The organism is Blautia obeum ATCC 29174, assembly GCF_025147765.1.
GTDB classification, from domain to species: Bacteria; Bacillota; Clostridia; order Lachnospirales; family Lachnospiraceae; genus Blautia_A; species Blautia_A obeum.
In genome coordinates this window covers 1,626,089-1,650,354 of record NZ_CP102265.1, presented here as the reverse complement: position 1 = coordinate 1,650,354, position 24,266 = coordinate 1,626,089, and the positions used below count along the sequence as shown (strand labels likewise).

22 protein-coding genes and 2 pseudogenes are annotated in these 24,266 nt (G+C 38.2%); 2 read left to right on the top strand and 22 right to left on the bottom strand.

Annotated features, from left to right (window positions below; genetic code table 11):
• Window positions 1-51: 51 nt before the first annotated feature.
• On the top strand, window positions 52-1,245 hold the full coding sequence (gene fliB, locus NQ503_RS07785) for a flagellin lysine-N-methylase (protein WP_005423437.1): 1,194 nt from the start codon (window positions 52-54) through the stop codon (window positions 1,243-1,245).
• 47 nt (window positions 1,246-1,292) lie between these two features.
• Here fliB and NQ503_RS07780 read toward each other — a convergent pair whose 3' ends face one another.
• The 17 genes and pseudogenes from NQ503_RS07780 to NQ503_RS07700 form a co-directional block, all read right to left on the bottom strand.
• A complete protein-coding gene (locus NQ503_RS07780) occupies window positions 1,293-1,535 on the bottom strand; it encodes a helix-turn-helix domain-containing protein (protein ID WP_243007640.1) in 243 nt (80 codons plus the stop codon).
• A 100-nt stretch (window positions 1,536-1,635) separates the two neighbouring features.
• Window positions 1,636-2,745 (bottom strand): annotated as a pseudogene (locus tag NQ503_RS07775) (AAA family ATPase); the annotation flags it as partial.
• Between the two features lie 237 nt (window positions 2,746-2,982).
• Complete coding sequence (gene gloA2 / locus NQ503_RS07770) at window positions 2,983-3,366, bottom strand: SMU1112c/YaeR family gloxylase I-like metalloprotein (protein ID WP_005423447.1); 384 nt, start codon at window positions 3,364-3,366, stop codon at window positions 2,983-2,985.
• 349 nt (window positions 3,367-3,715) lie between these two features.
• On the bottom strand, window positions 3,716-4,582 hold the full coding sequence (locus NQ503_RS07765) for an Rpn family recombination-promoting nuclease/putative transposase (RefSeq protein ID WP_044925202.1): 867 nt from the start codon (window positions 4,580-4,582) through the stop codon (window positions 3,716-3,718).
• Between the two features lie 225 nt (window positions 4,583-4,807).
• Complete coding sequence (locus NQ503_RS07760) at window positions 4,808-5,710, bottom strand: sugar phosphate nucleotidyltransferase (protein ID WP_005423451.1); 903 nt, start codon at window positions 5,708-5,710, stop codon at window positions 4,808-4,810.
• A 19-nt stretch (window positions 5,711-5,729) separates the two neighbouring features.
• Entirely contained in the window at window positions 5,730-6,845 is a 1,116-nt protein-coding gene (gene glf / locus NQ503_RS07755) for a UDP-galactopyranose mutase (RefSeq protein WP_330368376.1), read from the bottom strand.
• A gap of 111 nt (window positions 6,846-6,956) precedes the next feature.
• Complete coding sequence (locus tag NQ503_RS07750; protein ID WP_005423454.1) at window positions 6,957-7,964, bottom strand: NAD-dependent epimerase/dehydratase family protein; 1,008 nt, start codon at window positions 7,962-7,964, stop codon at window positions 6,957-6,959.
• A complete protein-coding gene (locus NQ503_RS07745) occupies window positions 7,961-8,680 on the bottom strand; it encodes an IspD/TarI family cytidylyltransferase (RefSeq protein ID WP_005423456.1) in 720 nt (239 codons plus the stop codon). Before NQ503_RS07745 ends, NQ503_RS07750 begins: the two co-directional genes overlap by 4 nt.
• Window positions 8,681-8,721: 41 nt before the next feature.
• Window positions 8,722-9,675, bottom strand: a complete 954-nt coding sequence (locus NQ503_RS07740) for a LicD family protein (RefSeq protein WP_005423458.1) — start codon at window positions 9,673-9,675, stop codon at window positions 8,722-8,724.
• A gap of 9 nt (window positions 9,676-9,684) precedes the next feature.
• Window positions 9,685-11,139: a flippase gene (locus NQ503_RS07735; protein ID WP_005423461.1), complete on the bottom strand. Its 1,455-nt coding sequence runs from the start codon at window positions 11,137-11,139 to the stop codon at window positions 9,685-9,687.
• Between the two features lie 166 nt (window positions 11,140-11,305).
• Window positions 11,306-12,472, bottom strand: a complete 1,167-nt coding sequence (locus NQ503_RS07730; RefSeq protein WP_005423465.1) for a hypothetical protein — start codon at window positions 12,470-12,472, stop codon at window positions 11,306-11,308.
• Complete coding sequence (locus tag NQ503_RS07725) at window positions 12,469-13,476, bottom strand: glycosyltransferase family 2 protein (RefSeq protein WP_049940383.1); 1,008 nt, start codon at window positions 13,474-13,476, stop codon at window positions 12,469-12,471. Before NQ503_RS07725 ends, NQ503_RS07730 begins: the two co-directional genes overlap by 4 nt.
• A gap of 25 nt (window positions 13,477-13,501) precedes the next feature.
• Window positions 13,502-14,515: a glycosyltransferase family 2 protein gene (locus NQ503_RS07720; RefSeq protein ID WP_005423468.1), complete on the bottom strand. Its 1,014-nt coding sequence runs from the start codon at window positions 14,513-14,515 to the stop codon at window positions 13,502-13,504.
• A gap of 22 nt (window positions 14,516-14,537) precedes the next feature.
• Complete coding sequence (locus NQ503_RS07715; protein ID WP_005423469.1) at window positions 14,538-15,254, bottom strand: glycosyltransferase family 2 protein; 717 nt, start codon at window positions 15,252-15,254, stop codon at window positions 14,538-14,540.
• Window positions 15,255-15,261: 7 nt separating this feature from the next.
• Window positions 15,262-15,762 (bottom strand): glycosyltransferase, encoded by a 501-nt coding sequence (locus NQ503_RS07710; protein ID WP_005423471.1) that lies wholly within the window; start codon window positions 15,760-15,762, stop codon window positions 15,262-15,264.
• Between the two features lie 17 nt (window positions 15,763-15,779).
• On the bottom strand, window positions 15,780-16,229 hold the full coding sequence (pssD, locus tag NQ503_RS07705; protein ID WP_082246487.1) for a PssD/Cps14F family polysaccharide biosynthesis glycosyltransferase: 450 nt from the start codon (window positions 16,227-16,229) through the stop codon (window positions 15,780-15,782).
• A gap of 103 nt (window positions 16,230-16,332) precedes the next feature.
• Window positions 16,333-17,319, bottom strand: a pseudogene (locus NQ503_RS07700) (sugar transferase); the annotation flags it as partial.
• A gap of 191 nt (window positions 17,320-17,510) precedes the next feature.
• Here NQ503_RS07700 and NQ503_RS07695 point away from each other — a divergent pair.
• Entirely contained in the window at window positions 17,511-18,830 is a 1,320-nt protein-coding gene (locus tag NQ503_RS07695) for an IS30 family transposase (protein ID WP_009243531.1), read from the top strand.
• A 190-nt stretch (window positions 18,831-19,020) separates the two neighbouring features.
• Here the strand turns inward: NQ503_RS07695 and NQ503_RS07690 are convergent, their stop codons facing one another.
• The 5 genes from NQ503_RS07690 to NQ503_RS07670 all read right to left on the bottom strand — a co-directional run bounded on the left by NQ503_RS07690 (window position 19,021) and on the right by NQ503_RS07670 (window position 24,265).
• Window positions 19,021-19,524: a hypothetical protein gene (locus tag NQ503_RS07690; protein WP_044925209.1), complete on the bottom strand. Its 504-nt coding sequence runs from the start codon at window positions 19,522-19,524 to the stop codon at window positions 19,021-19,023.
• Between the two features lie 25 nt (window positions 19,525-19,549).
• Complete coding sequence (locus NQ503_RS07685; protein WP_005423480.1) at window positions 19,550-19,789, bottom strand: hypothetical protein; 240 nt, start codon at window positions 19,787-19,789, stop codon at window positions 19,550-19,552.
• A gap of 86 nt (window positions 19,790-19,875) precedes the next feature.
• A complete protein-coding gene (locus NQ503_RS07680) occupies window positions 19,876-21,975 on the bottom strand; it encodes a polysaccharide biosynthesis protein (RefSeq protein WP_005423482.1) in 2,100 nt (699 codons plus the stop codon).
• Between the two features lie 182 nt (window positions 21,976-22,157).
• Entirely contained in the window at window positions 22,158-23,627 is a 1,470-nt protein-coding gene (spoIVA, locus tag NQ503_RS07675; RefSeq protein WP_005423484.1) for a stage IV sporulation protein A, read from the bottom strand.
• A gap of 71 nt (window positions 23,628-23,698) precedes the next feature.
• Entirely contained in the window at window positions 23,699-24,265 is a 567-nt protein-coding gene (locus NQ503_RS07670; protein ID WP_005423485.1) for a Fe-S-containing hydro-lyase, read from the bottom strand.
• Window position 24,266: the final 1 nt, after the last annotated feature.

The window sequence follows — 24,266 nt, the reverse complement described above, 5'->3', positions numbered from 1 at the left end:
TGTTATACTTTTGCTGAACATTATCGCACATAAAGTTAAGGAGAACAAGACATGCAGATAACAAAACCTACTTTTTATAAAGAATTTTCCTGTATCGCAGGTGCCTGTCCCGATACCTGCTGTGCCGGATGGCAGATCATGATCGATGAAAAAAGCCTCCAGAAATACCGTAGATTCAAAGGTCCTTTTCGAAACAGACTTCACAATGACATCGACTGGAAAGAACATTCTTTCTGTCAGTATGACAAACGCTGTGCATTTCTGAATGAAGACAATCTCTGCGATATCTACAGTGAAGCCGGTAAAGATATGTTATGCGACACCTGCCAAAAATATCCACGTCACATTGAAGAATTTGAAGGGCTACGTGAATACTCCCTGTCCCTCTCCTGCCCGGAAGCCGCGAGAATTTTTTTGTCCCACAAAGAAAAAATCACATTCTTCACCAGAGAAGTCGCAGCACCGGAAGAAACTTTCGATGACTTCGATTATTTTCTTTTTACCGCTTTGATGGACACTAGAGATTATCTTTTCTCCGTGATTCAGGATCGCTCCATACCGGTCAGATTGCGTCGTCAGAAACTTCTGGCATGTGCGCATGATTTCCAGCTCAGTCTGGACAAAAATGAGCTGTTCCAGTGGGAAGATATCTGCGGTCGGCATCAAAAATCCGGATATAGCGAGAAATTTCTGAATAAGATCCAGAAATGGAATAACGATCGTCCGGTATCTTCTGAACAGCCCTGCAAAGATTCTACCTCTGATACAGTCTCCCTGCTTGCTCTATGCAAACAGATCTGGCGCACAGTTATCCCACAGATGGAGGTTCTTCGCCCAGGCTGGCATACATATCTTCGGAAAACGCTCGTTCCACTCTATGGCTCCTGCCAAAATGATACGGAACTCACAGAAATTTATGCCGCCTTCGCACACGATTATTCCGACTGGGCCATTCACGAAGAACAGCTTCTCCTCTACTGGATCTACACCTACTTCTGTGGAGCCATTTATGATGATCAGATATTTGCCAAAGCCAAAATGGCTGTCATCTGCACCTTCATGATCCACGAACTTGCCGTAGGAACCTGGTTAAAAAATGGTCGCCATTTTACCTTTGAAGATATGATTTCCATCTGCTATCGATTCTCAAGAGAACTTGAACACTCCGATCCGAATCTCAATGAAATGGAACGCCTGATGGATGAAGAAGATGTGTTTGATTTCAGAAATTTACTCACAATATAAAAGATAAGCAGGCGGCCGTAAAGGTCTCCTGCTTATCTTTTATGGAATTATTCTCCCAAAAACTGCTCAACTACCTGTCTGATCAGAGTCCTCTGTTCAGGTGTAAGCTTCTCAATCTTCTCCATCAACTCCCGCACTTCCCGCGGAGCTTCTGAATCCTCATTAAAAAAATCACCCGGTGTGATCTGCAGATACTCACAGATACTGAAAAATCCCTGCATCGATGGCAGTGCTTTGCCATTTTCAATCCGATTAATATAACTCGGGTTCTGTCCCAGCGCAAGGCTCATTTCACGAGCTGAGTTTTGCCCCCCCCGATTCGTAAATCACTTATTCTCTTACCAAAATTTACCTTTGTAATCATTTGTTTCTCCATCAACCCAACATCACTTCGATGCTGCTGTCCAGTTCATTATATGTCAATTCCTGATGAATTTCCTTCAAGATCTCATCGCCGGCGATCAGCCGCTCAATCTCATCACGAGTCTGAGTATCCGCCTTATCAATAAATCTGCGCACCATTGCATTTCCACTTGTGTTAGACCAGTAATCCTGTGGCAGCGCATTCGGATCTGCTCTTAAAAGATCACAGTAATTGATCACATCCCACGGACAATACACTTCCACATTTCCAAAGCGATATCCGTCATACCATTCCTTCACTTCTGCATAATGTCCAGATAATCCATAGTATTCCAGCATGCCTTTTACTTCTGTATCCGTAAATCCAAAATATTCATCAAATCTCACATCCGTAAGCGTCAGCACTTTCAGATTATTAAGACCAGTAAAGATACTTTCCTTCGAAATTCTCAGACATCCTGTCAGCACAGCAAAATACAGATTCGGATTCGTCTTTAATGCATTACCAAACATATTTCTGAGCAAAGACACCATCTCATCATAATATCCATACTGAAATGCCTTATCCAGAGGCACATCGTATTCATCAATCAGAAGAATAACCTGCTTGTCATAATGTTTATGAAGCAACAATGATAATCTCAGAAGAGCTTTCTCCATTGCCGTATCAGACATCAGAAAATCTCCTGTTTCACCAACCCTGAGCAGTGCTTTATAAGATTCTATTTCTTCATTTGTAAGCTTACTGCTTTGTGTAAGGAAATAAAATCTGCCAGCCTCTTCGCCCAAAATATCCTTCAAGGCTTTTTTCGCTGCTTCAAAATCCAGTCCTTCCACACTCTTTAAACTGATAGAAATCACTGGGAACTGTCCCATATATTTCTCACAAAGTTCTTTCCTCTCCGAAATCTTCAAGCCTTTGAACAATGCAGGACTAGCGCCAATTTCAAAAAAAGCCTTCATCATACTCATATTTAAGGATTTACCAAAACGCCTCGGACGGGTAAAAAGATTCACTTCACTCCTGTTCTGTATCAGATCTTCGATCATCCCAGTTTTATCCACATAATAGAATTCTTCCCTGTCCATTTTTTCAAAAATATCTATTCCTATTGGCAGTTTTTTCTTTCCCGTCATTCCAGCACCTCCACAAGCCAAGAAAAAAAGTTCCACGTAACCATCATTTATAAAAATAATGATATCATGAAACCATTTTTACGTAAAGCGAGTTTTCCCGTTCTGTATTTTCTATTTCTGCCAGGCGCCCTTCTTCATACATCAACTGATCATGTTCAAAACTCTTCATATACCTTACCATTGACTCTATTAAAATCCTCTTTTTCGGCCTTGCAAAATATCATTTTGTCCACCTTTTTACTCATGCAACTCCAACGGCAATCCGTCCGGGTCATGAAAGAAAGTCATCTTCTTGCCGGTATAATCATCAACCCGAATCGGCTCACATTCTATGCCTAATTCCCTCAGCTCTTTCACTGTCTGTTCCACACTGTCTACGCAGAACGCAAGATGGCGTAGACCACAGGCTTCTGGATAGTTCACACGCTTCGGAGGATTTTCCTCAGCGAAAATCTCCAGTTCTGTATATTCATTGACACGAAGATCCAGCTTCCAATCCTTACGCTCTGGGCGGTAGTTTTCTCTGATGACAGAGAAGCCCAGCTTGTTCACATAGAAATCCTTAGCAACTTTGTAGTCAGATACGATAATTGCAATATGATGTATTTTTAATAAGTTCATCTTCCCTTCACTCCGTTTCTTTTATTTTCGTTATAAACTATATAGCAGCCCTCAAAATATACCGTGTGAACTCCTGAAGTTCAGTTTGTCCACACGGCATTATATCCCTCAGCATATGGATGACAAAGATCTCAGGTTTATTGATGATCTTCTTCCATGGTCGCCCAGAATCCAGAAAGAATGTCCAAGCCGATACAAAAAAACTTGATTTTTCAATGTGCATATCTATTCTGTAAAATATGCTCAATCCCCGTTAAAATGCGGGGATTTTTGATACCCAGTACTCATGTTTAAGGATTTACGTAATAGCCACAGTTTCCCATGGCTATCTACTTTGTTACAGCTTATCCTACACCGTAGTTTTTTTCCTATATTTCTTCAGTTCTGCCTCTAATTCCTTAATCCGGCTCTGCGCCATATCAGCACGCTTCTTTTCACGTTCTGTGTTTTTTATTTCTGCCAGACGCCCTGCTCTAAGTCCATCTTCACGTCCAGCAGCTTCACCCTGCGCATACATCAACTGATCATGTTCAAAACTCTTCATATACTGTAATGACACCTCCCCGTCTCGCTTGACTACATCCACCATTTTCTGGATGTCCTTCAAATCTTCATTCACTGCATTATTCTGGTCCGTATTCTCCATGTAATTCAAAAACTGTCTGAGTCCTTCTGATATCGTTCCCTTTGTTCCTTTTGTATACAACACAATAGTTTCAGCACCATCATCATAATTCATCTCTGGTTCTTCCAGACACCGGTTCTTTATCGTATACAATACTCTGTCATAACCAAACGGATCATAATTACAGATAAAGATGACGTATACCTGCTTCAGCTTACCAAAATCTTCTCCAGATTTCAGGCTCCTGCTGTCAATGATTGCATGACAGAATCTTGACCGCCTTGGAAACGCCGCAATATCTTTTGCCTTATTGTTCTGATCCGGTTCCACATCATATACCGAAGGGATCTCATCACCTTCAATGCTTACACAATCTCCTTCAATACAGACATCTAACCTTGCACCTCGCAAATCTGTATTCATCCCTGCATAAACCTTCTGTACACTTACCCTCAGATTTTTGAACTCACGATTAAATAACAGCTTCAGAATCTTATTGGTAAACTTCTCTCCTGTTTCCGGATGAGTCAGCATTGCATTAAACAGGAAATCATCCATCAGACTCAATTCTTCCAGTTTTCTTCTCTGCATCCACATTCTCCCTTCTTATGATGGCAAAGAAGAATGCCGATATCTTACATGTCCCGCCTTATCCTCTCCGCCATATTTTCTTATTTTTTCATATGGGGATTAGATAACCGAACGGTTAAAGAACTTTCCCAGATATGTAATTTTAATATAACAAAATGGGCTAAGAATGTCAATTGAGTTTTTGCCAGATAGCACAATAGCCACGGTTTCCCGTGGCTACATGCCTTACAGATCAGAGAATAAATCTCCCTTATATGTACCGTTCTCCAGCATCTTACTGAAGCTTTCTTTTACTGCTGCAACATCTTCTTTGTAAGTCATTCCATACCAGGTGTCATTGGTGCGCAGCGCCTTCACAGATATCTTTCCTTCTGACAACAATTCTCCGATAAATGTCGGAATCAGATATTCTGCTTTCAGCGGATTTGCCGGAACTTCTTTTTCAAAAAATTCTTTAAATCCCTCTTCCAGCGTTTTCAGGAAATCCGGAGTAAGTCCCCACATATTCATGGAAACCAGCGAATCAATATCTAATTTCATTCCATCTGCTTCCGCACCTTCTGTGGTTTTAATAATGTTCTTTGTTTCTACAACTTCCGTCAGGTTGTTCTCCGCATCCATTTTGCAGATACCACGGGTAACTCCACCATTATCAGACAAAGTATTCTTCAGAACAAATCCAGCCATACAGGACTGACCACCATTTACCAGATATTCATGAACCGCACGGAATCCTTCTTTTCCATAATAGTCATCCGCATTGATCACGATAAACGGAGTGGTCAGCACATCCTTCGCCGCAAGAACAGCCTGTCCCGTTCCCCACGGTTTCGTTCTGCCTTCCGGCAAAACGCCCGGAATATCATTGATATCCTGAAAAGCATAATCTACAGTCACATTATGCTCGCTGCAGATACCTGCAATTCTGTCACCAATGACTTCTTTGAATTCATTCTCAATATCCTTACGGATAATAAAAACCACCTTGTTAAATCCGGCTTCGATTGCATCATGAATCGAATAATCCATAATGATATGTCCAGTTTCATCTACCGGCTCTAACTGTTTAATTCCACCGCCGAATCGTGATCCAATACCGGCTGCCATGATAAGTAATGTTGTTTGCATGGAGATTCTCCTTCTTTTGTTACTGTAATTCCTTCTCACACATATCCAATGCAGACGCAATAACTGCATCCATATCATAATACTTATATTCGCCAAGTCGACCGCCAAAGATTACTTTTTCTTCAGCACCAGCAAGTTTCTTATACTCTGCATAAAGTGCACCATTCTTTTCGTCATTTACCGGATAATACGGCTCATCTCCCGTTTTCCACTCAGAACTGAATTCACGACTGATGACTGTTTTCGGAAGTTCATTACCATCTTCATCTTTACCAAATTCAAACCATTTATGCTCTATGATTCTTGTCCATGGTGTTTCTCGATCTGTATAATTAACTGCCGCATTTCCCTGGAAATTCGGTTTATCAAGTGTTTCAGTTTCAAAGCGAACAGAACGGTATTCCAATGTTCCCAGCTTATAATCAAAGTATGCATCAATAGCACCTGTATATACAACTTTATCTGCCAGTGCATCCAGCTCTGCTTTATTATCCAGATAATCCATATTCAAACGTACTTCAATGCCATCCAGAAGATTTGCTACCATCTTAGTATAACCACCTACCGGAATTCCCTGATACAGTGCGTTAAAATAGTTATTATCAAATGTCAAACGTACCGGGAGACGTTTAATAATAAAAGACGGTAGATCTTTACAGTCACGCCCCCACTGTTTTTCTGTATAACCTTTGATCAACTTTTCATAAATATCACGACCTACCAAAGAAATTGCCTGCTCTTCCAGATTCTTTGGCTCTGTAATACCAGCTTCTTTACGCTGCTCTTCAATCTTTACTGAAGCTTCCTCTGGTGTTACAACTCCCCACATCTTATTGAAAGTATACATATTAAAAGGAAGGCTATATAATTCACCCTTATAATTAGCAACAGGACTATTCGTAAATCTGTTGAATTCCGCAAACTGCGTAATGTATTCCCATACTCTCTTGTTATTTGTATGGAAAATATGTGCACCATACTTATGTACATTAATTCCTTCAATTTTCTCTGTATAAATATTTCCGGCAATGTTTGGACGTTTGTCAATCACCAGCACTGATTTTCCTGCTTTTTTAGCTTCATGAGCAAAGATTGCGCCATAAAGGCCAGAGCCAACTACTAAATAATTGTACACAATAAATACACTCCTCTAATTCTATTTCTAGTTCAAGCATTCTGCTCAATTATAACATAGACTTTTTTATTCTAGATTTAAATTAACTGATATCTTTATTCTGACTTCAAATTAATCCACATTAGTAAGTTGTTCTTTTTTAATCATATAAGTTCGTTTCAGCCCATCCTTAACACTGTATTGAGGCTTCCATCCTATGTTCTTAATCTTATGGGTATCCAAAAGTGCAAAAGTCGCTTTAGATACACTTTCATTGTTTTCTATTTCATAGCGCACTTTTAAATTAGCCAATGATGCAATATATTCTGCATATTCACCTAATGTTAGCCCATCATCGTCATTAGAAATATTATATGCTTCACCGTCTTGTCCATCCAACAGTAATTTAAGTAGTCCACTTACAGCATCTGCAATATAGCAATACGAATATCTTTGCTGTCCTTTACTTTTTAAAATAATGTCTTCTCCAAGAACCGCTTTATCCATGAATTGACTCATAGCCTTTGTATCATGTTTTTTGTCTGCCCCAAACACTCTAGCAAATCTTGCAATTACAGCATTAACTCCAAAGACACTACGATAAGACTGAGTTAACGCCTCACAAGTTCTTTTGGCTTCATTATATCCTGATCTCGCAAGGTTACAATCAATATATCCACAATATTCTTCATTCATAGGAATTGCTGTACCTTGTCCATAAATCTCTACACTAGACGCTAAAAGAAAACGTGCCTTTTTCTCTACTGCTAACTTCAACAAATTGTCGCATCCATATATGTTTGTCATAATTGTTCCAATAGGATCTTCTGCGTATTGTTTTGGGTGAGTGTTAGAAGCCAAATGTATAATATAGTCTATTTTCCCTTCATAATGTAACGGTTGCTTGACATTTGCCTTTATACATTCAAGATATTCACTTGATTCGCCGCCTCTTCTTGAAAAAGAAATTACCTTTATGTTCTCATTATATTTTTGATTTCGATATTTAATAACATCAACAAATGCTGTGCCTATAAAACCAGTTCCACCTGATACTAGAATTGTTTTATCTTTAATTTTTTCCCAACTATATGGAAGCTCAGCTATTACTTTTATTTCTTCTGTTTTCAAATTCATCATTTTTTTATCCACTCGTCATTTTTTGCACTTAGCAATGCTTTAAAAATTTCAATGTCCTCTACTGTTGTGATTTTTATGTTTTTTTCTGAACCTTTGGAAAAATAAGTGGTATAACCATATTTCTGCATCAACAAACATGATGCTGCCATATTGATAACCCCATCTTCAATCGCTTGATTATGAACAGTCCATAATTCATCAAATCTGTACGAATGAGGCGTTTGAGTTCTCCAAAGTTCTTCTCTATTCAGTGCTACATTAGATTCTTCTCCATCTTTTGACACAAATACAACTTCAGTAGTCGGAATCACTGTAACAGCGGACCCAAACAATTTTTGTTTTACAAGATTATCTGTAATAACATCCTGTGGCAACATAGGTCTATTACCATCATGAATTATTACTACAATATCTTTTGTTTCTTCATTATCTTCTTTAATTGCCTTCAATCCATTATAAATAGATTCCTGACCTGTTGCGCCACCTGTAACAATTCTCTTGAGTTTTGTAATATTAAACTGCTTTGCATATGCTTCAAGTACAGCACTCCATCCATCAAGACATGAAACATATATTTCATCAATACTTGGATGCTGTTGAAATGCTTCAAGTGTATATATGAGAATTGGCTTATTTTCAACTGTTAAGAATTGTTTTGGAAGATCTTGGTGTGCTCTACTTCCAATACCACCTGCTGTTAAAACTGCAACATTCATTTTGTTTTCTCCTATACATTCTCTTATAAAATGTCAAAATATCATCTACGTTTTTCAAGGTACCATTTATATGACTTATCAGTATCTAGAATCAATCCGCCATGTTCACTATTTGTATTAACAGGTTTCATATAATCATTGCCATATAACATTCTCAGATTACGATCGTAGTTTACAAAAACAGGAATTTTGAGAAATTCAAAATCAACTTCTTTCAAATTGTCAAAATCTGACCGAAATCGTCTAATCCGATTAAGTGATAATGGCATACACAAATCTGCTACATATTTAGAATCATCGATAGTGTCATACTTTGTAATTTCATTTATAAATTGATTGTATATTGGTACATAAGAATCTTTTAACAACTTATGCTTAAAATGCCGCAATACTTTTTTTAGATTAAAATGTCTTTTTCCCGACTCATCAATCCATGGCTTAAAGCAAAAGAAATCATCTGAATCCAATGTTTCTCTGTATTTTGTAAGTAATTTCATTCTTTTTAAATCTTGTTCAGCTAGCTTTTCCTCAGAATCTATAACTGTATCAAATGGAAATATATCAATAAAGATTCCCTGATTAAAGTTATTGTTTCTTTGATGTTCGTATTCATTTTTAATAATACCTGTTGTATCTGAATTTCTTAACTGTGCATGTCCTCTAGCTGATCCTTTATCAGTTTCTTCTGTCTGCCAGAAATACGGTTTTTTAAATTCCGCTGGTGCAACTTCATTTAGTTTTTCAAAATCCTTTCTAAGCATAGCGATATCCAGGTCATCATCCCAAGGAATAAATCCTTGATGCCTAATTGCACCGAGTAATGTTCCTCCATCTGCACAATATTTTAAATCATATTTATTGCAAACACGTTTGAATTCTTTCAGCAAATCCAATTCCACTGCCCAAACTTCTTTCATCTTTCGTGTAACAGTATATCCACACCGAACTTCTTCCTCAAGAAATCCCTTCGGTAATTCTATGTTCAAATCAACCATTTTAATTAGTCATTCCCTTCTTTTTATCGTTCTAAATGCGTCATATATGACTTTATCCTTGAGTACAATTAACATGATTCCATATATCACTGCACCTAGCACGACCTGAACCATGGAAATTATTATATTTCCCTGATATCCTTTTCCCAAAAACAACACTCCCAAAAACATCACAAAACCAGCAATCAGTTTTTTATAAAGAGCATTCCATATCTGGTGCCAGTTTATAAATTCTTTGCTCATGTGAACATAAACAACGCTAATTACACATTCAGCAGCAAGGCTAGCAATTGTAGCACCGTTTGCACCAAATTTATGTATCAATATTAAATTCAATATAAAATTTGTTATAGCACCTACAATAATTCCTTTAGAGCTCCTAGCACGTTGCCCCGAAGGGGTTAAATATTGAGATCCCATGATGTTACTGATACAAATCACCAATGGTAATGGACTCATAAGGTACAAAAGCATAACTACAGGCTTGTAACCATTACCAAAAAACCAAGGAACAAAATTTTCTGCTACTCCCCAAATTCCAAACATAAATGGCACTGCAAGTGCAAAAAGGAATTCAAAACTCTTATCAATTTTTTCCTTAATTTCATCAGTCTTTCCCTCTGCAAAAAGATAAGACTGTCTCGAAACCATTACCGTATTCAACGAAAAAAGCAGACTCTCTACCATACGAATAATTTTCGTTGCCTGTTCATAATATCCATTCAGTTCTTCTGAATTTGTAATTGCACCAATCATTGTTTTATCCAGAACAGTGTATACCGATGTCGCAATAGTAGGTATAAAGTATAAGAAAGTCTGTTTTAAATGCACTTTAAATGGGTGAAGTGTCTTAAAATCTACTTTGGACAACAATTTTGGCAGATAAGTCCACATCGAAATATTACCGATTAATCCTGTTGCCGCCATAATACATACATATAAAAGGATATCTGTCTCCTTTTTTACAAATAGAAAAAGTAATGCAATTCCTGTAATCTTTACCACTGTATTTCGAATAACAATATACTTGAACTTTTCAAACCCACCAAAATACCAAGATATATCAAAGGCAACCGCTAAAACTGATAATGTTAGCACGCCATAAACAGCTGTATACTGTGTTGATACGCAAATCCAAATCAGCCAAATTATTAAAGAAACCGCTGTTGTTGTAATTGATAGAAATTCAATCTCCCAAAATAACTTAGACGATGCTTTCGAATCATTCCGGTGCATTGCTATTTCTCGCTGCCCATAGGAAGCTGTTCCCAAAGCTGCAAATAATGTAAAATATGTCACGATTGAGTTTGTATAACTATAAATCCCAACACCACTTGATCCTAAAACTCTAGATATGTATGGAGCTGTGATCAATGGCGTTATTAATGAAAGCACCTGATATATTGTATTATATATATAGTTCTTTTTTATACTTGTCTGTGCTATTTTTTTACTATTTGACATATATACTAATTCCTTATAACATTTTTAAATTTATCACCAAAAATCAAAGTTATGTTTTCTGCTTTCCCCATGTCTCATTTTCATCTAACTCAAATCTTTTATAATTAATATTACAAATTACCTTAGTTTATCAATCAACATAGACATTACCTGTTTTAATCGATTTTTATTCCAATCTAACTTTTGTTTTTTTTCCTGCATTCCACTTAGTAAACGCATCTAAAGCTAAAATAGGAAGTGGATTAATTGAAATTTTTAACATAATATTATTAATCACAGAAAAAATACATATTACAAGACACCAAATTGCTAATTTAAACTCATTATCTCTAACAGCTTTTTGAAACAGGAAGGAATATAAAAATATCAAAATAATGAAAAAAATTATTCCATAACTAATTAAAGTATATACGTAACCACTATCCACATAAAAATAATGATTTACATAATCTGCATCAAATCCACCATTTGAAGTTATAATTTTTTGCCCTCCGATACTAATATTATACATACGAAAAGCTCTTGCATTAAACTCAAGTCTATTATTAAGCAATTTATTTAAAGTCATAAAGAAACTATTTTTAGTGTAATAAATTGATATCAAAAATGTAATTATAGCAGCACACGGAAACATAATCGCAGAAAAAAATATTAACACTTTATGCTTTTTATTTGTATTTAATAATCTTGATAATAAAACCGCTACCATAAACACACAATATATCCCTAAAACCAATCTTGTAGTACTTACTTTATATATCAATATCTGAATTGGTATACTAGTTATCAATACAATTTTTTCCTTTTTTTGCGAATTTGCCAACCAAAATAATGCTAATGTAACTACCAACACCATATAAGGGATATTTGAATAATATGAAAATCCTAATGCATACGCTTTTTTTCCTTCATGTATATAAATATCATTGGGTATGATTCCAATTAAGGCTGGTAAAACTACACTTACAATAAAACATATATTACTAATCACATTAAATCTTACTATTCTTTTTGAATCAATATTTAAAGATGCTATGATTGCCAAAGAATACACACCAAATTCCGTACTACGTAAATTAATTGTAATAAAAATGACGATGATACCAATTAATCCACGCACTATTAAATCTCTTAATTTGTATTTTCCTGTGCATAGTGCTACTATAAACAATATGCACGATATATACTGTACAAACACACAAATATCATATCTGTTTTCGCCAAACAAATATGAATTAGCAATTACAACATTCGAAAATGCCATTAGAAAATATGCAATAAAATATGGGATCTCCTTTTTTTTAAAATAATATACTTTTTTTCTGTCATTCATATTTTTGGCTCCAAATGCATAATTTTCAGTATTCTTATAATTGGGGCATAAAACATAAATCGCGTTGCACGATTAAGGTATATTATTTTCATAAATCTTCCTTGTGCACCTGTATATAATTCTGGAAATTGTTTCAACCACATATCAAATTTTTTAACTTCTGCAATGCTTTCTTTTGGTTCCATATTAGCATATATTTTATATTGACTTAAAATAGCTGAATGAATTCTATTTAGAATTATTTCTTGTACCGGCTCCTTTAATGTTCTCTTTTTATCTGAATAATAATTGATAATTCGTGTCACTACTTTTAAGTGCTGATTTCTTCTTTTAATCATATTTTTAATATTCATACTTTGCTCATCAGTTCCTAAGAGATACTGATATACAATATAATCTAAACATACGAAATTCTTTATATAATACAGTGGAAATATTGTATACTCTAAATCAACATAAAAACAATTTTCGTCTATAATTGGCCCCATTCTCTTTATTACTTCTTTTTTAAATGTTGTTGAATGCATATAGACTATAATATTAGATTTTTTCTCTATATTAGTGATTTTTTTTATTTCCATCATTGCATCATAAGGATATATTAATTCAAAATCTTCTATTTTATCAGCGTTTACGCACTTATAAGGAGTAAGCACTAAATCCGCATCATTGTTTCTTAACCAAAAAACTAATTTTTCCAATTCCTCTGGATCTATCCAATCATCCGAGTCAACAATTTTATAGTATTTTCCAGTTGCCTCTTTTATGCTAGCATTAATAGTTGATCCATGTCCTCCATTTTTTTTATCAATTACCTTAATAATTCCTGGATATTTTTTTTCGTATTGCTTCGCAACATTCAATGTATTATCTTTCGATCCATCATTAACTACAATAAGTTCTAATTCCTCAAGTACATTAGTACTTATAAATGAGTCCAAGCATCTTTTAATATCGAGTTCAGCATTATATGCAGCAATACTGATTGTTAATATCTTCTCCATCATTCACCTCTTAAGAACATTATATTCATACTTTATTTCTCAAATATAAAAAAAACCATAAAAGCGTATATTGTTTTTTAATAAATAATGTTAATAAAAATATGTATTGTCTTTTTAAGTTCTTTCTAATTTTATAAAAATTTGATATATATTTCTGTACCTCTGAATCATTCCTAATTTTTTTTAAATATTGTATATTCTCATTCTTATTATAATCTAGTTTATATCTACTCTGGGTAATTGCTCTTGCAACTATTTCCCATAATTTTTCGCTATACAAATCTTCAAAATTATCAATTTCTAACAATAAGTTATTTTTTTTCATTTCCAATAAAACTTGCTTAAATTGCCAGTAATAATCTTCTCTAAACTTATATGTCATACCATTTTGTACTCTATAATTGTACAAGCACTCATTAAGATAAACAATATTTTGCGCATTAGAATAGACTTCAACCGATTGTAGTGTATCCTCTCCATAATTAAGATTAGAAAATAATGAGTAATCTTTTTCTAATTCTAAACACGATCTTTTAAAAGCCTTACAACATAAGCTAGTTACATCATAAGACTTAAACAGCTCTTTAATGCAATCAGCTTTTAAGATAGTCTTTTTCCTTTTACATCCAAATACATTCTTCGTATAAAAAGACTTTCTTCCCTCTTGATACTTATACATGTTGTAAATTATGACATCATTTATTCCATCCAGAAACGGACTTAAACTCGATAGCAAATTTGTCTCTACGAAATCATCTGAATCACAATTAATTATATACATTCCACGTGATACTTTATATCCATACCGCCTTGTCATAAGAAGTCCTTCATTTTTTTTGTGGAATGATTTAATAATATTAGGATATTTTTTCATTAGTTCATCACATAAACGACCACTTTTATCAGTTGATCCATCATCAACCAATATTATTTCTACATCACCTCTTTTATTATTATCAATTTGCATTATGAATGACATCACACATTGTTCTAAGTATTTTTCAACATTATATACTGGTATTATTATACTAATTAGCATATAAACTCCTAATTTTTGTCCTTCATGGATTATTTTTTATATATTCTTCAACATTTTCATACATTTCTCTCCAATTTTTCCATTCCTGAAGAAACTGAAGAAACTTCTTTCCATGCGAATGCATCACTAATAAATTTGGCACACTTGCTATATAAAATCCACTTTTAATTATTCTATATGCAACTTCAACATCTTCTCCTCCATGCCCTAACTTCTCTGAAAAAGGATATTTTCTTAGAAGTTCTCTTCGCGCCAATGCATTACTGCAACTAAAAATACCCGGATGTATTTCCTGTTCTAATTTGATTCTAGGCATCATTATTCTACTCTTTATGTATCCCAGTCCATTAAACATTTTCTCAGAAAAGCTCCCATCTGGAAGTGCTATAACTTCTCCATAACAACCACCAATTCTTTCGTCCTGGAATACTTTATTTGCAAGTTCTAAGTAATTGTTTCTTTTAGGAACAGAATGTCCACTCAAAAAACACACAATTTCACCAGTTGCGTATTCTACACATTTATTACTGGCAAAACTATAATTAAACTCTTTTTTCTCAATCTGTTCTATTCTAACATCATAATTTTGTGCAATTTTTATTGTATTATCAGTTGATTGTGAATCTAAAATAATAACCTCAAAATTAGAATATGTTTGTTTATTCAAACTTTTCAGCACTTCACCAATATGTTTTTCTTCATTATATGTTCTAATAACTACGCTAATTTTATAATCCATATTAAATTTACCTAACCACTAATTCGTCCACAATTTTTTCTAGTTTCTTATTAAATTTCGCATTATTACTACTCATTTCATGTTCCATTCCAGCAACAATCTGATCATAATTAATTATAAGATCTTTCAACTTATCTACATCTTCAACAGGTATAATTGTTCCCATTCTTTCAGCTACATTTCTAGCAAATTCCACCTGGTGATTATTAACATGTTCATTAAACTGCTGTTGACGAGGTACAACAATCGGAGTCTTGCCAAGCTGTAATGGCATGATAAAACTTGCAGGTCCACCGTGCGTAATTACTATCCGAGCATCTTCTACATTTTTAAGCATCTGTTGATATGGAATCAACTTACTCCATTTGCAATACTTAGGCTCATAAGTACTAAATCCAGTCTGAATGATAACTTCTTCGGTAATCACACCATCTCTTTTCAACTCATCTATTTTCTTTACAAGCCTATTAAATGGCTGTTCATGCGTTCCTACTGTCACAAAAATCATTTTGACATCCTCACTTTTTAAAAAATACTACCTAAATTAATGGCTTTTGGATATACTTTTTTCTGTTCCTCCCACTGAACTATAAATCTATCTGTGACTGGATAAACCATTTTTCCAGTCACAGTTGGCTTATCAATTCTATCAAAAACTTCAATATAAACAAGTTTTGCTCCAAATAATTTACCCAGATAAAAGAATGGAACTGCAACTGCTGCACCACAAGAAATAATCAAATCTGGCTTTTCTTTTTGCAAAATCTCCCATGCAATTTTAGTATTTTTGAGCAATGCTTTTAAGCTACGATTAGTAGGATAATAACACGGATACATTTTTTCCTTATCCAATAAACTTCTTGCATCTTCTTTATCAAATGTAACCCAAAATCTATCTTTATTTTCCCAAAAAGGTTTTAACATATATAAGTGAGTTAAATGTCCTCCTGAAGAACCTACAAGGCATACTTTCATTGTTTATCCTCTCTTTAGAAATATATTTCACACAACTACGCCGGCCTTTTGGCCAGCGTAAATGGCTGTTACTTATTTGTTTCATTTCTGAGTAATCTATTTCTCACACCGATCCCTCACTCTTCACTACCGACCTAACCGTCTTCAACAAAATCCTGCAGTCCAACCCAATCGACCAGTTCTCGATATACTCTGTATCCAGTTTCACGACTTCTTCAAAATCGGTAATATCACTCCTGCCGCTTGCCTGCCACATTCCGGTGATTCCCGGTTTGATCGACATACGGCTTCTGTGGTGAAGTTCATACTTTTCCCATTCATCAACTGTCGGTGGTCTTGTTCCCACCAGGCTCATATCGCCTTTCAGGACGTTCCAGAACTGTGGGAACTCATCCAGGGATGTCTTACGGATAAAGTTTCCGATTCCTTTTGGATTACCGTTTTTATCTTTCTTCTCGCTGCCGATGATTCGTGGATCGTAGTCCATCTTGAACATCAGGCCTTCCATCTTGTTCTGGCTCATCAGTTCTGCTTTTCTCTCTTCGGCATCCATGTACATGCTGCGGAATTTATAGATTTTGAACTTCTTTCCGTTCTTGCCGATACGCACCTGAGAGAAGAAAATCGGTCCCGGGGATTTGATGTAGATCATCGGTCCTATGACAATGATCAGGATCACAGTAAGCAGGCAGCCGACAATTCCTCCGGCAATATCCATCAGCCTCTTGTAGAGCAGCTGTTTCGGTGATGCGGTATTGATACTGGATGTAATTACCGAATAGCCGCCGATTTTTTCTATAAAATTCTTTCCGCTGAGTGATTTTTCCATCTCACCCAGGCTGAGATGTACGGTCAGTCCCATGGTGATGATCTCATCGATCAGCTTCTGTGGATATGGTTCTGTCTCGCTGATCTTGACAAAGACTTCGTCAACCCATTCATGACAGAGATATTCACTGATCGTGTCCATATTTCCGACAACCGGTATTCCTGCGATTTCTTTTACACCCGGATTGTCATCAATGAGCGCGAGCCCATTGATGGAAAAGTTCTGGATCGGACCGCTCAGGATCTTTTCAATCGTCTCTTTTGCTTCGGCGAGACTTACCCTTAAATGAAAAACTAACTTCCACCTTTAGTCTGTTTTGCTCTACATTAGGAACTGGGGGTGGAAGTTAGTCTTGCAATCGTTTATTCTATAAGAAATACCAGGGCTCCTCCCTGGTCATATCCTCCAACTACCGGAAATGGGATATTTTTATTGTATAGGAGGATTCATTTATGTCTACTAAAGCTACTGGAAACAAAAAACACCTTACCCTTGCTGATCGTGCTGCCATTGAACATGGTATCAGCCGTGGGGAAAATTTCACGCAGATTGCCTGCAGAATCAACAAGGATTCTTCTACCATTTCCAAGGAGATTCGGCGTCACCTTTTCCGGGTTCCTCATTTTCAAAACGAAACCCAGCGGAAGCGCTCAGAATGCGAGCATTTTCAGAACTGTGTAAAGCAGCATATCTGCGGGAATCAGACTTGTAATTCCTTATGCTGGAAATGCCGCCCTAAGCGCTGTTCCATGTATTGTCCTGACTTTACTCCCAGACTCTGCGAAAAGTTAAAAAAGCCCCCCTACGTGTGTAATGACTGCCCTCAGATACGCAACTGTTCCCACGACTTCTATTTCTACAGGGCCAATTATGCCAACGATATTTACAGTGAAACAAAATCTTCTTCACGGTCTGGGATTAACCAGACTCCTGAGTCCCTGGAACAGCTGGACCGTCTGGTTTCCCCTCTGCTTCTGCAGGGACAGCCTTTGTCCCATATCTTTGCTTCTAATCAGGAATCCGTCCCTTGTTCTATAAGGACCCTCTACAACTATATAGACCAGGGATACTTCACTGCAATCAACCTCGACCTTCCCCGGAAGGTCCGCTACAAAAAACGTCGGCAGGTCCGCAGAGAACCTGACAACACTGGATATAGAAAAGACAGATCCTATCAGGATTTTGAGAGATATCTGGAAAAGTTTCCAGATACAAATGTGGTGGAATTAGATGTGGTGGAAGGTGCCGGGGGAAAATCAGAACAAGTACTGTTGACCATGCTTTTCCGTAATTGTAGCCTTATGCTTATTTTTCTTATGGAGGCTGACAGGAAGGACAACGTACAAGATGTGTTTCAGCGAATATATACCCATCTGGGAGCAGAGCTATATCGAAAACTCTTTCCGGTCATTCTTACAGACAATGGTGCCTCATTCAAAGATCCAGCTATTTTTGAACGGCCTGAAGGTGAACTTCTATCCCGTGTCTTTTACTGCGATCCCATGGCTTCCTGGCAGAAGGGACGTCTGGAAAAAAATCATGAATTCATCCGTTATATTATCCCCAAAGGTACGACATTCGCAGGCTTGGACCAGGAGCAGGTAACTCTGATCACCAACCACATCAATAGCGTAGCAAGAGCCAGTTTAAACGGCTGCACCCCGTTTGAACTGGCTCTGCTGCTGATAGACAGAAAACTGCTGGACCTCTGCCAGCTGGAAAGGATTCCCGCCAACCAGGTGATCCTTAAACCATCACTCTTGAAAAAGTAACTGCAAGATCCATTTCCGGTGCTGGTTTCATAATCAGGCCGGTGGAAGTTAATTTTTCAAAAGTACTTTCAGTGGTCCCAAAATCATGCCCATCTTCCAGAAAAAGCTTTGTTTTCTGCCCTTATTATATGTTAATTTTTACGAATAATCCAGAACTATATGGATGTTAGTCCTGCAAAAAGGTCTTATTTTACCTGTGCCAATGTATGGTGGAAGTTACTTTTTCATTCAACCCGGCGAGACTTACCACAACGACCATGGACTTTTCTTTCTTTTTGGTCGCATTCTTTTTCAGGACATTTTCTTTGTGCCATACCCTGCCGACGTAGTCAAAGCATAAATACAAAAATGCGGTATAGAACAACGTTAATCTGGAATAGCTGACTGCCTGCTGTGTTGCAAAGAGATACAGGACAGACAGCAGCATGACCATCAATACATGCTTGGCTGTCTTGGTAAATTCTATGTAATAGCCTCGTTTCAGGATATCCTGATAGGACTGTCCCAGAAACATGACCACGATCTGGCACAGCATAAATACAAAGGCTACTGTGCGGTAAATCTGATCACTGTACGGGTTTTCCAACCCCTGTCGTACTAAGTATGCAACTACAAAGGCAAGCTGAAGGCAGAAAATATCCAGAAGGATAAAATCCCAGTGTTTCAGCCACCCCTGTGGTGATTTCTTATACATACGCTTCCCCCTTACAAAAATCTTTCTATATTTTACAGATTTCGGATTCTGCTGTAGTCCCGAGATCATCGCTGCCATACAGTTCCCTGCAGCAGTCTCTGCACAGCTGTCCGGCTCCCGGAATATAACATTTCCGTTCACTGACCGGCATCTGCACCGGTACATCAGTAACGACACCACAGAGCACGCATCTCTCGAACGAATTCTCTTCAGAATCCATCTGTAATTTTTTCTCTTTTCTGTCGAAGAAAAATTTCTTTTTCATATTCTTTCCTTATATTTATAACTTATCTAATATGTAACAAATTTAAAATCTGAATGATTTCAGATCTTAAATTTGCTGCATATTATTTACCTGTGTTCTGTTTCGTGAATTTCTCTCTGGAATTCTTCCACAGACATATTTTCATTGCCGGTCGGCTTATTCCCTACCGGATGGAAAGTCGGTACGATTTCCTCCACCATCTCAACGATGTGCGGATTGTTCTCGTAACTTGCCTGTGCCAGCTCTGTCAGCTGACCAAGGAATTTACTGATGTCAAACGGAATCGGCTTACCAATGTGAATCAAGTCATTGTCTGTCTTCTTCATTCCCTCTTCTGCCATCAGCTTCTCTTCGTAAAGCTTCTCACCAGGACGCAATCCTGAATAAACGATTGGAATTTCCACATCCGGTTCATATCCGGAAAGTTTGATCAGGTTTCTCGCAAGACTGTCGATCTTGACCGGTTCACCCATATCCAGAACGAAGATTTCACCGCCCCAGGCATAGGTTCCTGCCTGAAGTACCAGGCTGACTGCCTCCGGGATCGTCATGAAGTATCTCACGATATCCGGATGTGTAACTGTCACCGGGCCGCCCGCTTCAATCTGTTTCTTAAAGAGTGGAATAACCGATCCGTTGCTTCCAAGAACATTTCCAAATCGAACTGCCACAAACTGTGTTCCCTGTCGGTCTTTGTTCTTGACGCTCTCGATATGTACGCTGGAACGCTCTTCCGGCCGGCTCTTCATGGCCGCCGTCGTCCTGTCTCCCGGAATCTGATCCTCGAAGTATTTATCCATGTGTGCATGAAGAAGTGGAAGGACATCCATTCTGCCGGCCTTGCTCACTGCATCCATACTCTGGATGACCATTTCGCAGAGACGTTTGCTTGCGCCCATGATGTTGGTCGGATTTACTGCCTTATCCGTACTGATCAGGATAAATCTTGATGCACCGTGCTTCAGTGCCGCATACGCTGTTTTGTATGTACCGATCACATTGTTCTTGATGGACTCGTTCGGGCTTGTCTCCATAAGCGGCACATGTTTGTGTGCTGCTGCATGATATACGATTTCCGGCTTGTATTTCTCGAACACCATATTGATTCTTCGGCTGTCTCTGACAGATCCGATCAGCACAACGAGGTTGAGGTTTTTGTACTTACGTCTCAGTTCCTGTTCGATATCGTATGCATTATTCTCATAGATATCAAAAATGATCAGCTGTTTCGGTTCATGACCTGCGATCTGCCGGCAAAGCTCACTTCCAATAGAGCCACCGCCGCCGGTAACAAGGATTGTTTTTCCTTTAATGTACTGGAAGATCTCTTCCATGTTTACTTTGATCGGATCTCTTCCAAGCAGATCTTCGACTGCTACTGCTTTCATCTTGCTTAAGGAAACCTGTCCGTTTGCCAGCTGGAATACTCCCGGCAAAGTCTTGAGTTCACATTTTGTTTCCTTACAGATATTGAGGATATCTCTTCTGTCCTCCACCCGTGCGGTAGGGATTGCAAAAAGGATCTGGTCAATGTTGTATTTCTCGACGTTTGCCATGATGCTGTCACGTCCGCCGACGATAGGAACTCCTTCTGTCAGACGTCCCCATTTGTTCGGGTTGTCATCGATCACACAGCATGGCTTAGCAGTTGCCTTGACGGATGTTTTCAGCTCCCTCAGGATCATCTGCCCGGCTGCACCGGCACCAATGATCATAGTTCTGTGTGTTGCCATCGCATCCTTTTCGCGTTTGGCACGCTCCAGTGTGATATAACGATACATAAAGCGGACTGCCACGGTTAGGATAAACTGTGAAATGCATCCTACGATATAATAGGAACCGGGCATTCGCTCATAAAATGTCGTGATCCCGACTACCTGAAATACTGTTGTGACCACCGTTGCCACAAAAATGCGGTTCAACTCGGTAAAGCTGGCGAAACGCCATACGCTGTTATACATATGTGCCACATAAAACACGATCAGTGAAAATGCCGTATAAAAAGGCGCAAACCTCAGGAATGCACTTAAATAATTCTCTGGTATGCTGGAATAGGCCAGATCAAATCTCAGTAAGAGGCCAAAAAAATACGAAAAGTTGATTGCGACAATGTCGTAGATGATCAGATAAAATGCGATAATTTTCCAATGTTCGATTGGTTTTCTTTTTCTTACGCTGTTGCTCATTTTCTTCCCCCGTCTGTTTTATAAACATCTGCATTTTATCACATAAACATATTTCTGTAAACCCCTTGGGATCTGGTTTTACCCCCCCCCGATGCGAAAATTTCTCGAAAAATCACGGAGTTTTTATGCCAAAAAACAAAGAAGATCAGGAACTCCATGCCGGTTCCTGACCTTCCTAGTTTTTATATAATAATACACACCATGCCGCCTTTGCTGTCGTTGACGATCTTCTGCATGGTGTCCTGCAGTTTGGACTGGCTCTCTTCTCCAATGGAAGTCAGTTTGCTTCGGATGCCGTCCTGCACCAGCTGTTCTATGGATTTTCCAAATATATTCGTTTCCCAGATGCTTTCGCCGCGCTGTCCGCTTTCGCCGATATACTGGATCAGATCCTTTGCCTGCTGCTCAGTTCCCACGATCGGAGCGATTTCTGTTTCTATGTTAGCTTTGATCATGTGGATAGAAGGGCTCTTGGATTTTATCCGGACACCGTACTTGCTGCCCTGCCGTATGACGGACGGTTCCTCAATCTGGATCTCGCCAAGTTCTGGCACTACCACACCGTAGCCGCTTTCTCTCACAGACTCCAACGCCGCCTGCACTTTGACGTATTGTTCTTTCATTGCCGCGAGTTCTTTCATCGTATGGATCAGATCATATTCTGTTTCCATCTGGATACCGCTCATTTCACTTAACATACGATAATAATATTCGTCCCTGATCTGAATTCGTATACGCACTTTTCCACTAGACAGACTGACCTCCTCCAACAGGACATCCTGCACAAAAGGAGCTGTCAGCTGAACAGATTCCCGGGTTATATTTTTAATATGAAGTAATTTTTTCATCTGTTCGCGTATCTGCTCCAGCAGCTTCAATTTCAGCTCATGATCATTCGGCAGCATTTCCACCCATTTTGGTACGAAGAACTGAATCTCACTTACCGGAAATTCATACAGTATATTGGAAAGGATTCTGGTGACATCTTCTTTTCGCAGCTGCTCGCAGTTGGCTGCCATAGTCGTTACACCATATTTATTCTGCAGATTTCTGACAAGTTCCTGCGTTTCTTCTTTATATGGCATCTGGGAGTTTACAAGAATCAGAAATGGTTTGCCCTGTTTTTTCAGAAGGTTTATAGTCAGTGCCTCTGCATCAGCGAAATTTTCTCTTGGAAGTTCGCCGAAGCTTCCATCTGTCGTAACCACCAGTCCGATCGTTGCATGTTCCTGAATGACTTTGCGTGTGCCAGTCTCTGCTGCTTCATGAAAAGGAATCGCTTTTTCAAACCATGGAGTTTTTACCATGCGTTCTCTTCCGTCTTCAATGTGGCCGCTCGCATCTTTTACGAGAAATCCTACGCAGTCAATCAGACGGATCCGTACTTTCTGATCATCCCCTAAATTTACATTCACTGCTTCTTTTGGGATAAATTTGGGTTCTACGGTTGTGATGAGCTTCCCGGAACCGCTTAAAGGGAGCTGATCACGCACTTCCGCCTGTTTTGCCGGTTCCATATCCGGCAGTGCCACCAGCTCCATAAATCTCCGGATAAATGTGGATTTTCCTGTACGGACTGGGCCAACAACGCCTATGTATATGTCACCGCCGGTACGTGCCTGAATATCCCGGTAAACCTGAAAATTTTCCATATAAAAAAGCCCCCTTGCATATATTCACACAATCCCATGTATTGTTATAATATATGTCCTGGGGGCTTTGGTTATGATTTTTTATTATGCTCTTTGAGATAGGCTTCTCTTCCCTGCTCATAAAGGTTGTTACCTTCACAGTCAATGATGACCACCAGCGGCATCTCTTCTACATAAAGTCTGCGGAGTGCTTCGGACTGAAGGTCTTCGTAGGCAACAAGTTCTGCTTTCTTGATGCATTTCGCAAGAAGTGCTCCTGCCCCGCCGATCGCTCCGAAATAAACGCCACTGTATTTCTTCATAGCCTCTACGACTTCCGGAAGACGGGCGCCTTTTCCGATCATGCCACGGGCTCCTACAGACATCATGGTTGGTGCATAAGCATCCATACGGCCGCTGGTAGTTGGGCCTGCGGAACCGATGACCTGACCCGGTTTTGCAGGGGTCGGGCCTACATAATAGATTGTGGCATCCTTTGGATCAAACGGAAGTTCTTCTCCTCTGGCAAGTGCTTCGCACATTCTCTTGTGACCGGCATCACGGGAGGTATAGATTGTTCCTGTCAGATAAACGGTGTCACCTGCATGGAGTGTCCTCGCAAGTTCTTCGGTAAGTGGTAATGTAATATGACGTTCCATC